The 15099-nt window shown below is 64.9% G+C and carries 11 protein-coding genes; 5 read left to right on the plus strand and 6 right to left on the minus strand.

What is annotated here, in order from left to right:
* Positions 1-112 precede the first annotated feature (112 nt).
* Positions 113-673, minus strand: a complete 561-nt coding sequence (locus WI26_RS19670) for a hypothetical protein (RefSeq protein WP_236849357.1) — start codon at positions 671-673, stop codon at positions 113-115.
* On the opposite strand from WI26_RS19670, the gene WI26_RS19675 reads away from it, so the two are divergent.
* From WI26_RS19675 to WI26_RS19690, 4 genes are all read left to right on the plus strand, one after another.
* Entirely contained in the window at positions 660-1886 is a 1227-nt protein-coding gene (locus WI26_RS19675; protein WP_069226891.1) for a polysaccharide biosynthesis/export family protein, read from the plus strand. The genes WI26_RS19670 and WI26_RS19675 overlap by 14 nt on opposite strands.
* A gap of 58 nt (positions 1887-1944) precedes the next feature.
* Positions 1945-4218: a polysaccharide biosynthesis tyrosine autokinase gene (locus WI26_RS19680; protein WP_069226892.1), complete on the plus strand. Its 2274-nt coding sequence runs from the start codon at positions 1945-1947 to the stop codon at positions 4216-4218.
* A complete protein-coding gene (locus WI26_RS19685; protein WP_069226893.1) occupies positions 4215-5618 on the plus strand; it encodes an oligosaccharide repeat unit polymerase in 1404 nt (467 codons plus the stop codon). The genes WI26_RS19680 and WI26_RS19685 overlap by 4 nt, the downstream gene beginning before the upstream one ends.
* A gap of 87 nt (positions 5619-5705) precedes the next feature.
* The gene (locus tag WI26_RS19690) at positions 5706-6875 is read left to right on the plus strand and encodes an acyltransferase family protein (RefSeq protein WP_069226894.1); all 1170 of its coding nucleotides are present in this window, start codon (positions 5706-5708) and stop codon (positions 6873-6875) included.
* A 140-nt stretch (positions 6876-7015) separates the two neighbouring features.
* Here the strand turns inward: WI26_RS19690 and WI26_RS19695 are convergent, their stop codons facing one another.
* The 3 genes from WI26_RS19695 to WI26_RS19705 all read right to left on the minus strand — a co-directional run bounded on the left by WI26_RS19695 (position 7016) and on the right by WI26_RS19705 (position 10780).
* Positions 7016-8095: a glycosyltransferase family 4 protein gene (locus tag WI26_RS19695; protein WP_069226895.1), complete on the minus strand. Its 1080-nt coding sequence runs from the start codon at positions 8093-8095 to the stop codon at positions 7016-7018.
* 27 nt (positions 8096-8122) lie between these two features.
* On the minus strand, positions 8123-9271 hold the full coding sequence (locus tag WI26_RS19700; RefSeq protein WP_069226896.1) for a glycosyltransferase: 1149 nt from the start codon (positions 9269-9271) through the stop codon (positions 8123-8125).
* A 459-nt stretch (positions 9272-9730) separates the two neighbouring features.
* Positions 9731-10780, minus strand: coding sequence for a glycosyltransferase family 2 protein (locus tag WI26_RS19705; protein ID WP_069226897.1), 1050 nt, complete (start codon positions 10778-10780; stop codon positions 9731-9733).
* A gap of 442 nt (positions 10781-11222) precedes the next feature.
* On the opposite strand from WI26_RS19705, the gene WI26_RS19710 reads away from it, so the two are divergent.
* Complete coding sequence (locus tag WI26_RS19710; protein ID WP_069226898.1) at positions 11223-12512, plus strand: right-handed parallel beta-helix repeat-containing protein; 1290 nt, start codon at positions 11223-11225, stop codon at positions 12510-12512.
* 114 nt (positions 12513-12626) lie between these two features.
* Here the strand turns inward: WI26_RS19710 and WI26_RS19715 are convergent, their stop codons facing one another.
* Both WI26_RS19715 and WI26_RS19720 read right to left on the minus strand, forming a co-directional pair.
* On the minus strand, positions 12627-14201 hold the full coding sequence (locus tag WI26_RS19715) for a mannose-1-phosphate guanylyltransferase/mannose-6-phosphate isomerase (protein ID WP_069226899.1): 1575 nt from the start codon (positions 14199-14201) through the stop codon (positions 12627-12629).
* A complete protein-coding gene (locus WI26_RS19720; RefSeq protein ID WP_069227795.1) occupies positions 14198-14782 on the minus strand; it encodes a drug:proton antiporter in 585 nt (194 codons plus the stop codon). Before WI26_RS19720 ends, WI26_RS19715 begins: the two co-directional genes overlap by 4 nt.
* Positions 14783-15099: the final 317 nt, after the last annotated feature.

Genomic DNA, 15099 nt, shown 5'->3' on the forward strand with positions numbered 1-15099 from the left:
ACATGAAGATCGGCGTTGGGTGGGATTGCTCACAGACGCACCGTTCGCCGTGGTGTCCAATCCCGTATCGACGCGTCGCCGGTCACGTCCCGGCATGGCCGGACGGGATACGTCAGTCCGGCTCGCCCGGTTGCTCATACGGCGACTTCGCGTAGGGCGACGTGTACAACGTGTCGCCGCGCCATGCGTCGTCGGCGGGTGCGTCGGCAAGTTGCGGCCGATGCGGCCGCCCCGGCACCAGCGACCGGCGCAGCGTGCGACGGGCGCGCGTGTCGGGTTGGCCGGCGGCACCGGCGGCGGGACGGGCGAGGGCGGGCACCGCAATCGCGGAGGCGGCTGCAGCGCGATCGGCAGCATCGCTGGTCGCGGCGGCTTGCGCCGGACGTTGCAGCGATGTCGACGGCAGCACCGCCGCCGATGCGAACGCCGGCGCGTCGGCGGGGACTGCGGGTAATGTCTGCGCATTGACGCCACAGGCAATGCCGGCCAGGGCGACGCAGACGAGTGACGAAAGTGACGAAGGGCAGTTCATGACGAATCGTACGGAATGACGTGCGGTGTAGAGGGAGGTGCGGCACCGCGATGCGAGCCGCGCCGGCAAGCGTAATGCCGGAATTCGCCGCGTTCGGCGGGTTACCACACAGTATTGGAAGGGCACGATGTCAATCACCACGCAACCGGAATCGACACTCGGAGCGCCGCGGCCACGCGTGGCCGGCAGCCGTCGCGCACCGTGGCTGTCGCGCATGGCGATCGTGGCGGCCGCGTATGCGCTGAGTGCGTGTGCGCTGTCGCCGGGCATGACGTACCGGGCGCCTGCCGACCATGACGCGAATGCGCGCGTGAGCGCCGATGCGTCGGGCTCGGGCGGCCTCGACGGCGTGCAGAACGTGTCGCGCGAGGAGCTGATCGAAATCACGCCGGCATTCGTCGCGCAGCAGCATGCGGGGCAGCACGCCGACGTCGATGCGGAAATCCGTCAGCTGTTCGGCAAGCCGAAGCCATACGCGATCGGCCCCGGCGACGTGCTCGGCATCGTCGTGTGGGACCACCCCGAGTTGAACCTGCCGACGACGCAGACAATGGGGAGCGGCGACGGCGTCGGCGCCAGTTCGGTTTCGACCGGCTACACGGTCGACGCCGATGGCAACGTGCAGTTCGCGTATGCGGGCCTCGTGCACGTTGCGGGGTTGACCGAGGCGCAGGCGCGCGCGCTGCTGACCAAGCGGCTCGGCGAATACGTGCGCAAGCCGCAGATCGCACTGCGCGTGCAGACGTATCGCAGCAAGCGTGTCTATCTCGATGGGGAGGTGCGCACGCCGGGTCTGCAGATCGTCAACGACATGCCGATGACGCTGCCCGAGGCGATCGACCGCGCGGGCGGCTTCACCGCGACGGCCGACCGCTCGCAGGTTTCCGTCACGCGCGGCGACAAGACGGTGAACGTGAGCCTGCCCGCGTTGATCGCCGCGGGCGTCAACCCGTCGAACATCCTGCTGCGCGACGGCGATCTGATACGCGTACGCGCGGCGAGCGACGCGAAGGTGTTCGTCCTCGGCGAAGTGTCGCGGCCCGCGACGCTGACGCTGACCGACGGCCGAATGAGCCTCGGCGAAGCGCTCGGCGACACGGGCGGCGCGAGCCAGTACACGTCGGATGCGCGCCAGGTGTTCGTCGTGCGTCGCGGCCCGGACAACCGTCCACGGGTGTATCACCTCGACGGCAGTTCGCCCGCGTCGTTCGCGCTGGCCGACCAGTTTCCGCTCGAGCGTCGCGACGTCGTGTTCGTCGATGCGTCGTCGCTGGTGCGCTGGAGCCGCGTCGTCAACCTGCTGATTCCGTCGTCCGCGCAGGGAGCGCTGACGGCCAAGGCGATTTCGCCGTGACCCTCGTAACCCATTTCGTCATCGCGACCGCGCGTCGCGCCTACGGGACTGCTGCCGTATGACTTCTTCGACCCTGCCCGACCCGCATAGCGGGCTCGCCTTGCGTCCGTCCTTTCCGGTGCGCCGCTATTGGGGCATGCTGTACGGCGGCCGGCGCCTGATCCTTTGCACGACGCTCGCGGGCGCGCTCATCGGCGCGGTGTATGCGCTGTGTGCAGCCCCGGTCTACCGAACCGACATCCTGTTCCAGGTCGAGCAAAGCCCGACAGACTCGAAGTCGACGTCGCCGACCGGCGATCCGTCGTCGGTCTTCGACCTGAAGACGGACGCATCGACCGAGATCGAAGTGCTGAAATCCCGCGCTGTGCTCGATCGCGCGATCGACAGCACCAATCTGGCCGTCGATGCACGACCGCACTACCTGCCGCTGATTGGCTGGCGGTTCGTGAACGCGGCCGACGGGGTGTCGTCGCCGCTGCCGGGCGGCTACGTGTACGGCACGGAGCGCATCGACGTGCCGACCTTCGACGTGCCCAAGCGCCTGCTCGGCAAGCGGTTCGCGCTCACTGTCGGCGACGACGGCGCCTACACGCTGCAACGTATCGGCTGGTTCGGCCGAACTGGCCCGGCATGGCAGGGGCGCATCGGGCAGCCGCTGCATGTCGAGACGCCGCAGGGCCCGCTCGACATTTTCGTGCGCGCGGTGGCCGGCAAGCCCGGCGCACGCTTCGACCTGACGCGCTACAGCGACGAGGAGGCGACGGCCTGGCTGCAGAAGAACGCGCTGATCTCGGAGCGTGGCAAGCAATCGAACATGATCGGCGTGACGCTCGACGGCACCGATCCCATGCACGACAGCCGTGTGCTGAATGCGATCGGCGACGCGTACCTGGCACAGAACACACAGCGCAAGTCCGAGGCGGCCGACAAGCTGATCCGCTTCATGGACGCCCAGTTGCCGCAGCTCAAGGCGCAGCTCGAAAAGGCGGAAGGCCGGTTCAACGCATTCCGGGCTTCGCACGGGACGGTCAATACGAGCGACGAGGCACTGGCGTTGCGTCAGCAGTCGGTCGACATCGAGACGCGCGTGCAGACGTTGCAGCAGCGGCGCGAAGAATTGCTGACGCGCTTCATGCCGAAGCATCCGGCCGTGGTGGCCGTCGATGCCCAGCTCTCCGACGCGCAGCGTTCGCTCGATATGACGCGCAAGCAGATTCAGCAGCTGCCTGCCGTCGAACAGGGCGTGCTGCAACTGCAGCGCGATGTGGCAGTCGATACTGCGTTGTACACGAACCTGCTCAATACGCGACAGCAGATGATGCTCGCGAGGGCCAGCAAGACCGGCACCGTGCGGATCGTCGATACGGCGAAGGTCGCCGAGCAGCCGATCGGCCCGCATCGAGGGGTTGCCGTGGTCGCTCTGTTGATGGTGGGCCTGCTGGCAGGTGCGGCAATCGTGATCGTCCGGCAGCGCGTCGTCGGGACGATCGGCGATGCCGAGGAAATCGAATGGACGACGGGGCTGCCCGTGTTCGCGACCGTGCCGCACAGCCCGGTCGCGGCGCAAGCGGAGTTGCGCCCGAAGGCTGGCCGGCGCGGCGCGCGCGCGCCGGTTGCGCCGGTCGTCGTGCAGGACGCGGCGCTCGAGAGCCTGCGCAATTTCCGTGCGGCGCTGCAACTGTCGATGCCGGACGCGTCGAATCCCGTCGTACTGATTTCCGGGCCGACGACGGGTGTCGGCAAGTCGTTCGTCGCCGCGAATATCGCGTCGCTCGTCGGCGCGGCGAAGCGACGAGTCCTGCTGGTCGATGCCGACCTGCGCAAGGGATCGTTGCACGAGCGATTCCGCTATAGCCGCGCGCCGGGCCTGTCGGACGTGGTGGCTGGCACCCACCGGCTCGACGAGGCGATCAAGCGCGGCGTCGTGCCGGGTCTCGATTTCATCGCGATGGGCAGCATCGTGCCCGATCCGGGCGAACTGCTGCTGCAGCCCGCGCTTGCCGAACTGATCGAGCAGGCCGCATCGCGCTACGACATGGTCGTGATCGACGGCCCGCCGTTGCTGCCGGTTGCCGATGCGCTGGTGCTCGGCCGCCTCGCGGGAACCGTGTTCCTCGTCGCGCGCAGCGGCGTCACGACGCTCGCCGAACTCGATGAAAGCGCGCGACGGCTCGAACACGCGCATATCGACGTTCGCGGTGTGGTGCTGAACGATTACAAAGGCGCGCCGGGACGGTACGACTACGGCTATACGGATACGAACACGCACCAGGCCGCGTCGGGATATGCAGGGGTGATCGCGCCGCGGCAACGGGTGGAACGGGCGTCATGAACCGGCGAGCGCGCGGTGCGCGGGGCGGGTCGCGACAGCGTCCGGCGACGATGCGCAGGATGGCGCGCGCGCGCGGCGCCGAAGGCGCTTATACGGGCTATTGGTGGGAAGACCCGGCGCGCCTCGTGCTGATGTTCATCCTGCCGTTGTACGGATTGCTGTCGCTCAGCCTGCTGGGTGACCAGAAGTCGATCGCGCGGATCTACTTCGACGGCTACTACGCGTTCGTCGGCGCGCTGTTCCTGATGGTGGTGGTGGCCGCGTCATGGCTCGCGACGACCGAAGTGCGAACGCGAAGAGGTCCGCCGCCTGCCGCGGTCGAACTGTCGCCTCGCGTGCTCGATTTCGTGTTCGCGCTTGCGCTGTTCGGCTATGCGTTGCTGCTGAGCGGCATCGCTACGCATCCTGCACTGCTGGTCGCATTCTTCCGGGGTGAAGCGAATGCATACGACATGCTGGATCTGAAAGGGCGTATCACGGGCCTCAGCACATTCACGCAGGCGACGGCGCCATATGTCGTGCTGTATTTCCATGTGTTCAGGACCCCGGTAAAAGGACTGAATCGCTACAAGATCTACTTCGCCGTGCTCGCGGTGCTGACGCTGGTGCGCAGCTTCATCTTCGCCGAGCGTCTCGCGCTGATCGAAATGGTGATGCCGCTTGCGCTCATGGTCGTGCGATTCAGGCTCGGCGGCAGATATTCGCGGTTGTTTACGTTTGGTCCGTATGCGGCGATCCCGCTGCTGTTCGGGCTGTTTATCGCGAACGAGTACAACCGGTCGTGGGAAGCCTATTACGTCAACATCTACGACAACCTGTTCGATTTCGCACTCGAACGTCTCGGCCTGTACTACTCGACATCGTTGAACAACGGCGCGGGAATACTGAGTGTGCTGGGGTGGGATCAGGGGCACCCGATGTTCACGTTCGACTGGCTGCTGCGATTCCCGGCCATCGGCGCGACGTTGCAGCCGTGGCTCGACTCCGGGGACAGCATCAACCTGTTCCTGAACGGCTACGCCGATCCGGAGTTCAATAATCCATCGGGGATTTTCGTTCACTTCTACGAGTGGGGCTGGTTCGGCTTGGTCGACGCACTCGTGCTTGGTTGGGTGGTTGGTCGCAGTTACGCGGGATGGCGAAGCGGGAACGGGTTCTGGTGTTGCGTCCACGCGGTGCTGTTCGTGTCGGTCATGGAAATCATGCGGACCCCAAATCTGTTCAGTGGACGGAATTTCGTGCCGGTCGTACTGCTGATCGTCGTATTCCGCTGGTTCGCCAAGGCTCGGGCACGCGCTGCGCCCGATGCCATGGGCTGCCGGCTCGATGGAAATGAACACAGGCGTGCCGTCACGCTTCAGAATCGCGCCGCGGACATCGATTCAGTGTTCTCGCGATAACAACAAGGGTCGGGCGGTGCGGGGCATGCGACCGCTTTGTAGATTGCCGGGTCCCAGAACCAATATTTCCCGGAGCCACTCCATTTCATGGCTATTCACAAGCAGAAGTTTGAAATTCTGGACGGATTGCGCGGCATTGCGGCAATCAGTGTGATGCTCATGCATTTCCTTCAGGATCTACCGATTCCGATACTGCAGAGCGCGTATCTTTCGGTGGACGTTTTCTTCATGCTGAGCGGATTCATCCTGACGCACTCCTACGGCGAAAGATTGCGTCAGGAGTCTTGGTGGGGCGAGTATTTGAAGCGCCGCGTGATACGTCTGTATCCGATGATATGCATCGGGCTCACGATCGGGGTCGTGAGCCTCGTCGTCATGCGTATCCACTCGTCGGCGGCGTTCTCGCCGGGTAACCTCGCGGCAGCCACCGGCCAGAATTATTTTCTCGTCCCGTATCTCGGTCGTTTCTCGGTGTCGGGCTTCGTCGGCGGGGCGAATCACGGCTTGCCGGCGGTCGATGACCCAGGGGTGTTTCCTCTGAATCCGCCTGCGTGGTCGCTGTTCTTCGAGTTGTTCGCGAGTGTCGTCCTGATCGCGGCGATCAGATTGAACGCGCGGAATTTGCTGCGACTGGCGTATGCGTGTCTCGGCGCTTTCGTCGTGTATGGATGGCTCGTGGGCCTCGACAACGACAAGCTGACCGTCATCCTGAATCAGGGCTGGTCGGCCGACAACTTCATCGGCGGATTCTTCAGGGTTGGCTACGGATTCCTGCTGGGCGTTGCGATTGGAAAGATGCACGATGCCAGTTTCTCGGGCAGGCCGCGCTGGTTCGTCGCCGGGCTCATCAAGAACGACTATTTGCTGTTTGGCGCTTTCCTGCTGGTTGTCGCGTTTCCGACGTCGATCAAGGGGATGTACGCGCTGGCAGTGCTGTTGTTCGTCGCGCCTGCGCTGGTTTACCGGGGCGCCATGCTGGCGCCGAGCGGCAAGATGATTGCACGGATCAGTGAATTCCTGGGCTGGATCTCGTACCCGCTCTATTGCGTTCATTACCCGATCGGCAGGCTGGTGTTCGCGTATGCACCCCACGGCGACATCCACGTCGTCAGAACGGCGATGCTTGCCGCGGGCATTTCGATCGTCTCCGCTGCCGTCCTCGCGAAATTCGTCGAGGAGCCGATCAGGTCGCATCTCGGCAAGCGCCTGTTCGGAGATCGACGGGCCGCAGCCGGCAGCACGGTCAACGTCGTGTAACCGCGCCGACTTGCCGAGCATGCCGGCCGTCGCCGGCGCGACTGCATGAAACTTCGCGGCTCGACCGGGACGCCGGGCAGTGCATGAGGGCAGCGCGTGTCGATCCGCGCCTTCTCCGATGACGACACGCCGCGATCGCCCTACAGCGACTCGAAGATCTCCTTCATCATCTCGGCACTTCGGCTCCAGCGATATTTCTCCGCATGCAGGGTTCCCTTGCGTTTGAGCTCGGCCCTGAGCTCGGCGGAATCGAGCAGGCTCCGCAATTTCTCCGCGATGTCGTCGTGCGAATACGGATCGCAGTACAGCGCCGCATCGGCGCAGACTTCCGGCAAGGCGGCCGATTTTCCGACAACCGCCGGACAGCCGTAGCGCATTGCCTCGAGCGGCGGTATGCCGAAGCCTTCGTAGATCGACGGGTAGAGGAAGCACGCCGCGTTCTGGTACAGCGCCTTCAGTTGCTCGTCGCTGATGTAGCCCACGTACTTGATGTTCGGTTCGGCTGCCGAGAGATGATCCTGCTTGCCGAACACGGTGGCGTTCTGCATGCCGACGATGACGAGATCGACCGACGGATCGTTGATCTGCCGGAACGCCGCGATCAGCCGGCCGAAGTTCTTGGTCGGATTCATGCTGCTGACCGCGAGCACGAACCGGTCCGGTGTCAGCACATGCTTGTCGAGCACGCTCGTGTCGGATTCCAGCACATCGAGATGATCCGCACCGAGCGGCACGACGCTGATCTTTTCCGCGGAAACGCCACAGTGATGCGCGAGGCGATCGCGCGAGAAACGGGAGTTGGTCAGCACGCAAACGGAGGTTCGCGCGAGGATCCAGAACATGATCCGGTACCACACGCGAAACGGCCGAGAGAAATGCGCGGGCGTGTCGAACACCGCCGCGTCGTGCATGTAGACGATCTGGTTGCCGGCGAAAATGGATGCCGAGTTGCTGAGATTGACGATGCGATCGCCGCGCGCGAATAACGGGAGAACCAGCTGTTCCCAGATCACGCCCTTGTAAAACCCCACCTTGACCGTCTTCGCCCCGCTTACCTCGACGCCAGGTTGCGGGGGCACCAGCACGGTCACGGGATCCTGCGGCTGAAACTTGATCAGTGCGGCGATCAGTTCGCGCGCGACGCGTTGCACGCCGGTCGTCTTCTGCGTCGTGAATCGGCCGTTGTATACGAGTTGCTTCGATTTCTTGAAAGCGATCATGTCGATAAGGGGATGTCGAAATCGGAATCAGGCTTTGACGTGATCCGGCACAACCGGCTTGAAGTCGCGCGTATCGACATGCGGCTCGTCGGTGTCGAGCCCGTAAAGCGCGTGCCACTGACGGAAGATCGCGTTCATCGAAAATCGCCGAATCGCCCGTTGCCGGGCTGCCGCACCCATTTCCTCGCGAAGCTGCCGATCGTCGCGGAGCAGGCTCAGATATGCGGTCATCTCGTCGGCGCTCGACGCGACGTAGCCGGTCACACCGTGAATCACCACGTCGCGATTGCCCACGACGTCCGTCACCACGGCCGGTATGCCGGCGACCTGCGCCTCGATCAACGCGACCGGCATGCCTTCCCAGCGGGAAGTCTGGACGTAGATGTCCAGTTCCGACGCCAGCTCGAGTGCACTAGCGCGCGTTACCCAGCCGCTGCAGACGACGGCGCGGCGCTGGCCGGGATCGGGAATCTCGGCGGCGTCACCGCCGATCCAGCGAAACTCGACGTCCGCGCCGTGCAGCGCATCGGCGAGACGCACGAATGCTTGATGATTCTTCTGGAACGATGCCCGACCGCTCATCCCGATGACGACCTTGCGATCGCCGCGCGTTCGACGCGGCGGAATCTCCGCCGGATTCACGCCGTTTTCCACCAGGACCGCCGACTTCGCCCGGACCCTTCCCTTGATTTCGGCGAGTTCGCTGCCCGAGCACGCGACGATGGTTCCGCCGATATGCGCCGCGACGCGTTCGAAGCCCAGATAAGCGTACTGCTTCATGCGCGATACGTCGCGGCGCAGGAACGAGAGCCCGTGCGGCGAGTAGAGGACCCTCGCGTCCGGGGCCGCGATCCGCGCGGCGATACGCCCCAGCACGCCGGCCTTCGACGAGTGCAGATGAATGGCGGTCGGCTTGCAGTCGCGCAGGTTCCGGACCAGCGCACGCAAGCTCCGCAGGTCCTGTCTGATGCTCACCTCGCGTGCCATGTCGACGTATTCGAGCTTCACGTCGGGCAGGAACAGCGTTGAAAAATCGGTCGGGGTTTCCGGTCGGATCGAATGCAGCACCGTCACGTCGACACCGGTTGCTGCAGCATGGTTCGCGAGATGGGTCAGCATCGAAAGCACGCCGCCACCAAACGCCTCGGCAATATGAACGATCTTTTCTTTGGTCATCTTGAGTCTGGCGACCCGATCGCACATTCATCGCCCATCGTGACGATGAGCGGCCTGCCGATCGTGCGGTATCGGTGTCCGTTTCGTTAAACTATGCATTCCTGATTGATAAATGCATGGCGATATTGGCCATTGGATCCTGCGGTCGCGGCCGCATGTGCGGTGCTTGCGAGGCGGCCGGATGATTTCAGCCGATGCAATATCGGGTAGACGTTGCCGGAGGGCGCCGAACAAGATGCGGCGTGAAGAATCCATGCCGCGTTCCACGTGTCGGGCGGATTCCTCCGAACATCGGAAGCCGGCGTTCGACTACGACGACTGGAGACGAAAAGACGGCGAAATCCGGTCAGTGCGCGTGAATCCACTGGTCCGGATCATTGTGCAGCGCATGCGCGACGCACTGGGTGCGATGGCTTACCGAAGGCGCGATTCGGCGCCGGAAGCGCGGGTGCGACGCTGCTATCGAGCGTCGGCGCGATGGCTGGATGAATTGCGCACGCGTGCGAGAGGATTGGAGATGTAGCGAATCGCGCGGTTGCTGAGCGTTGCTGACGGTAGCAGGCATGCGAGTGACAGCCCTGCGACCGCCACCTTCTTGGCCGGACCCCAGAACGGATTGCGCAGCACGGTGTGCCAGTAGCGCCCGGATTCGCACAGGAACCAGCACCAGCGCCGCACGAACGACGCGTGATACAGCGTGCTTGCGAAGCGTGCTTTTTCGATCGCGAAGTCGAGCGGGGCGACCGGCAATGCCTCGTGCAGCCGCGTGCCTGCGATCATGCGCAAGGTCGACCACCGGCGTTCGGCCTTCAGCGCGCCCGTTGCGGCGTCTTCCGAATTGGTGAGGGCCAGGGCCGGCGTGTCGTCGGCAGGGCGCGTGTCCGCCTGCTGATGCACGCGATAGCCACCGAGCGTTGCATCGATCATGTGCACGGCACCGAGCAACGCGATACCGTAGATCGCGTAGAAATCGGCGCCATGCAGGTTGTCCGGGGTGACGGGCACCGGAAAGATGCGCTTGAGCGCATCGACGCAATACGCGTTGCCCGATGCCGGCGGCGACGGGTACAGCCAGCCCGCGCGCAACAGACGGCCGCAATCGGCGTCGACGGCCGACTGCGGCACGCTCGCTCCGGTCATCGCGCCGTTGCGCGCGATCACGTCGAGCCGGAAATGCACCTTCACGAAGTCGCCGGACGCGAACGCGGCCAGCACGCGGGCCGCGGCGTCGCCATAGAGCCGGTCGTCCGCGTCGAGCAGAATGACGTAGCGCGTCGAGACGTGCTCGAGCGCGCGGTTGTATGCGGCGACCTGACCACGATTCTCCTGAAACACCGCCGTCACGCGCTCGCCGTACGAGCGAATGATGTCGCGCGAATCGTCGGTGGAACCGTCGTCGACGATCAGCACGCTTACACCGTGAGCGGTCTGTGCGAGCGCCGAGTCGATCGCGTCGCGCAGGTACGCGCCGTGGTTGTAGTTGCAGATTGCGATGGTCAGGTTGGTCATGAACGGAGTCTGGACGAGCGAATTGCGGACGGTCCGTGTGTGCACGCGTCGCGCTCCGCAGGGCGCACGGCACGGCGGCGGGACCATGACGCCGGATCGGGCGCGGCGGATGCCTTTGGGCGATGCCGGGGCACGGTCGCGTCGCATGAGGGCCATGATACGCGTCGCTGGTCGGCACTCGGTTCGCGAGCCTACCGATCGGCGATTCGGCTCCATGGAACGCTGGAAAGCGCAATGAATGATCAACGGCACGTGCGATCGCACCGCGCAGGCGGGATGCATTGGTCTGTTGACGCACCGAAAACCGGCTCGTTCGAATGATCTAATCGAACGTATCGCGTCGCCCGCTTCGGCGGCATCACGGGCAGGCAACTCGGCCGGCATGCCGCGTTCGGGGGCGCCAGACGACGCGCATGAAGTCACACGAGGGAGTCGATTCGATATGCGTACATCACAAAGCCCGTTCCTTGCATGCGCGGTGATCGTCGGCATGTGCATGGCTGGCGGGCTGGCTTGGCCGGGTAGTGCCGTCGCGGCATCCGGCACACCCGCACCTGTTGCGCTTCACGCGAACCTACCGGATGCGTATGTTCGTCCCGCCGCGGATGCGACCGATCAGGCCGATATGTTGCAACGTGCGCTGGACGCATTGCAGCCGGGCCAGCGATTGATGTTCGCGCCGGGGCGGTATGTGATCGGCCGTTCGCTGGTCGTGCGGCAGCCGAATGTGGTGTTGTCGGGCTACGGCGCGACGCTGATCGCGACAACCCCCGACGATCAGACGATCGAGATGCGCGGCGACGGTACGACACTCGTCGGCTTCCGGCTCGCGGGAACCGGCACGACGCGGCTCACGACACCCGCGTCGACGAAGGTCGAGGTAACGGGGCGCGGTGTACAGGTGCTCGACAACGTGATCGACGGCGGCGCCGGCGCCGGCATTTTCGTGTTTGGCGGCGCGGACGTCGCGATCGTCGGAAACGAGGTACTGTCGACGCTGGCGGACGGCATTCACATGACGCATGGCGCGCGCAACGTGCTCGTGCAAGGCAACGTCGTGCGCGGCACCGGCGACGACATGATCGCGGTGGTGAGTTACCAGGCGGAAGGCGTATTGACACGCAACGTGCTGATTACCGGCAACTCGCTGGAGGGCAATCCGTGGGGGCGGGGCATCACGGTGGTCGGCGGTGCGAACGTCACCATCTCGAACAACATCGTGCGCAACGTACAGGTGAGCTCCGGGATTCTCGTCGCACAGGAAGACAGCAACCGCACCGCCGGTTCGTCCGACATCCGCATCGAGAGCAATTCGATCGCGGATATTCAGACGACGACGGGCCGGCCGGATTCGCGTCCGATCACACGGCAGGCGGCGATCGAGGTCAGCACGTGGTCGGGCTCGGTATCGCGGGTGACCGTGGTCGGCAACCGCGTATCGCATGCGCGATTCGATGGCATTCGTCTGTCGGGAAACGTATCGGGCGTGCGTCTTGCAAACAACCAGCTGTCGGAGATCGGTGGAATGCCGGTCCGGATCGACGCTACGGACGATTGCGCGACCGACCGGCCGCCGACGGCATCGAGGGCTCCGGCGAAGGGCACGCCGTGTGCGGCCGCGCGTCAGCCACTGTCGACGGCGGGTGACGCGGCCGGCGCGGATACGATACTGTTGCCGCGCGTGCGCGAGTCCGTCAGGCGCGCGCGATGGTCGCAGGGCGGCCTCGAGTGATCGTGCATCGCACGCGCCGCCGGTTCGAGGCGCCATGCGGCGAACGGGCCGCCGCCCCTTGTTCGTGCGGCAGCGGCCATCGTCATCGCACGCGCCGCCGCGAGCCGCATGCGCCTACCGGATGACATCGCGTTCTGCGACTTCCTTTTCCGGTTCGCGCGAGGCGAGCGACGGTCGTTGCTGCGCGGTCTCGACGACCGGTCGTCCATATTGATCGTCGAACCGCACGATGTCGTCTTCGCCGAGATAGTCGCCCGACTGCACTTCGATGATCTCGAGCGGAATCCGGCCTGGATTCTCGAGACGGTGAACCTCGCCGACGGCGATGTAGGTCGATTCGTTTTCGCTGAGCAGAAAGGTTTCGTCGCCGCGCGTGACCTTCGCGGTGCCGCGCACGACGATCCAGTGCTCGGCACGGTGATAGTGCATCTGCAGCGACAGCCGCTTGCCGGGCTCGACGACGATCCGCTTCACCTGGAACCGCTCGCCGAGATCGATCGAATCGTAGTGTCCCCACGGCCGCTGCACCTTGCGGTGTTCGCTTGCCTGCGGGCGCTGCTCCGTCTTCAGGCGCGCGACGATGTTCTTCACGCGCTGCACATCGTGCTTGTTCGCGACCAGCACCGCATCGGGCGTCTCGATCACGACCACGTCCTTCATTCCGACGCACGCGATCAGCCGGCCTTCCGAGCGCACGAGACTATCCTGCGTGTCCTCGAACACGATCGGGCCGCGCGCAACGTTGCCCTGATCGTCCTTCGGCATGATTTCCCAGATCGCATCCCAGGTGCCGACGTCCGACCAGCCAGCGGAAAGCGCGACCACGATGCCTTCGATGCCGAGTTCGGGGCTGTCCGCGAGGCGCTCCATGACCGCATAGTCGATCGAGTCGGACGGACAGGCGTCGAAAGCCGCCGCGTCGATGCGGAAGAACGGATCCTCGGCGATTCCCGCGCGCCATGCGGCATCGCAGGCCGCATGAATGTCGGGCGCGAGTGCGCCGATCGCCTTCAGCCAGATCGATGCGCGCGTGATGAAAATCCCGCTGTTCCACCAATAATCGCCCGAATGCAGGTAGCGCTCGGCGAGTGCAGCGCTCGGTTTCTCGACGAACCGCCCGATCGCATAGCCGCCTTGTCCGCCGAGGCGACCGGCACGCGGTTCGCCGACCTGGATGTACCCGTAGCCGGTTTCCGCGCGGCGCGGCAGCACGCCGAGGGTGACGATGGCGCCTTCCTGTGCGTAGCGCGCCGCACGCCCGATCGCTTCCTGGAATGCGACGACGTCGCCGATCACGTGATCGGCGGGCATGACCACGAGGATGGGATCGTCCGCAAGCGCACTGGCGTCGAGCGCCGCGAGCGTCAGCGCAGGTGCCGTATTGCGCGCGGCCGGTTCCAGCAGGATGCGCGGAGGCGCCGCGCGCCCGAGCACCTGTGCGGCACTCATGATGCGATGCTGTTCGCCGCATACCAACAGCAGCGTGTCGCCGAGTGCCGCATTCGCGATGCCGTTCAGGCGGCGCGCGGTCGATGACAGCGGCGATTCGTTCGAGGTCAACTCGATCAACTGCTTCGGATACTGCTCTCGCGACAATGGCCAGAGGCGCGTGCCCGAACCGCCGGCGAGAATGACGGGCAGGATGCAGGGTAGCTCCGGTTCGGGAACCGGGCGAAGGGTGGCGCTCATCGATTGACTCCGGTATCGGCGGACAGCAGGTTGTGCGCGCGGCCGTCGACGCGCGCGTCCTTGTTTCGCGATCGCGGCGCGGAGATGGTCCGGGACAGGAGCTGACGCAGCGCGCCGGCAGCGCGGTCCGCCGGCCGAACGAGACCCACGAACGGCGTGCCCTGTTCGAGATATGGGCCGTAAGCCTTGCGGAATCCGAAGCGCTTGTAGAAGGCCTGGCGCAGTGCGGGCACGTGCGTGCGTACAGCCGCGTCGGGCCATGCGGCTTGCGCGGCCGCGAGCGCGCGCTGCATCAGTTGCTCGAGGGTGCGGTCGTCGCGGCAGGCCTCGCTCGTCAGGACCTTGTCGATCACGACGTCCGGATCGGCGTCGTCGCCGGAGAGCACGCGCGCGTAGGCGACGACTTCCGTCGTGTCGCCCCTGTGCATGCATGCGAACACGTGCAGCGCATGCGCATCCTTGCCGTCGATGTCGAGATGCGTGTGCGCGTCCTCGACCACCAGCACCGCATTTCGCGAGCGCAGGATTGCATAGAGATCGATGGCGCTCAGATGTTCGAATTCACAACAATGCCATTCCATGATGCCGTCCTCGAGTGAAGCCTTCAGCACGCCGGGCGGCACGAGTGCGTTCGTGCCATGTAGACCGGCGATGTCCATGATGCGGATGCGGCGCGCGGCGGTCTGTTCGAAAGCATACTCACGCTCTCGTTGTGCCGGTTTCGCGCGGCCGATGCCCGCTGCGCGAAACCGGCCGCGTGCCGTGAACGGGGCAATGTGCGGTAGCACACGGTCGCCGTATGGCGGTTTTTTCATAATTGAATCGTCGCGACGGCCCGCGGCGAAACGTGCCGCGAGGTCGTCCGCATCGAACACGATTGAAAAACCGGGGGCCGTGC

Origin of the sequence: Burkholderia diffusa (assembly GCF_001718315.1) — a bacterium.
In the GTDB taxonomy this organism is placed as follows: Bacteria; Pseudomonadota; Gammaproteobacteria; order Burkholderiales; family Burkholderiaceae; genus Burkholderia; species Burkholderia diffusa_B.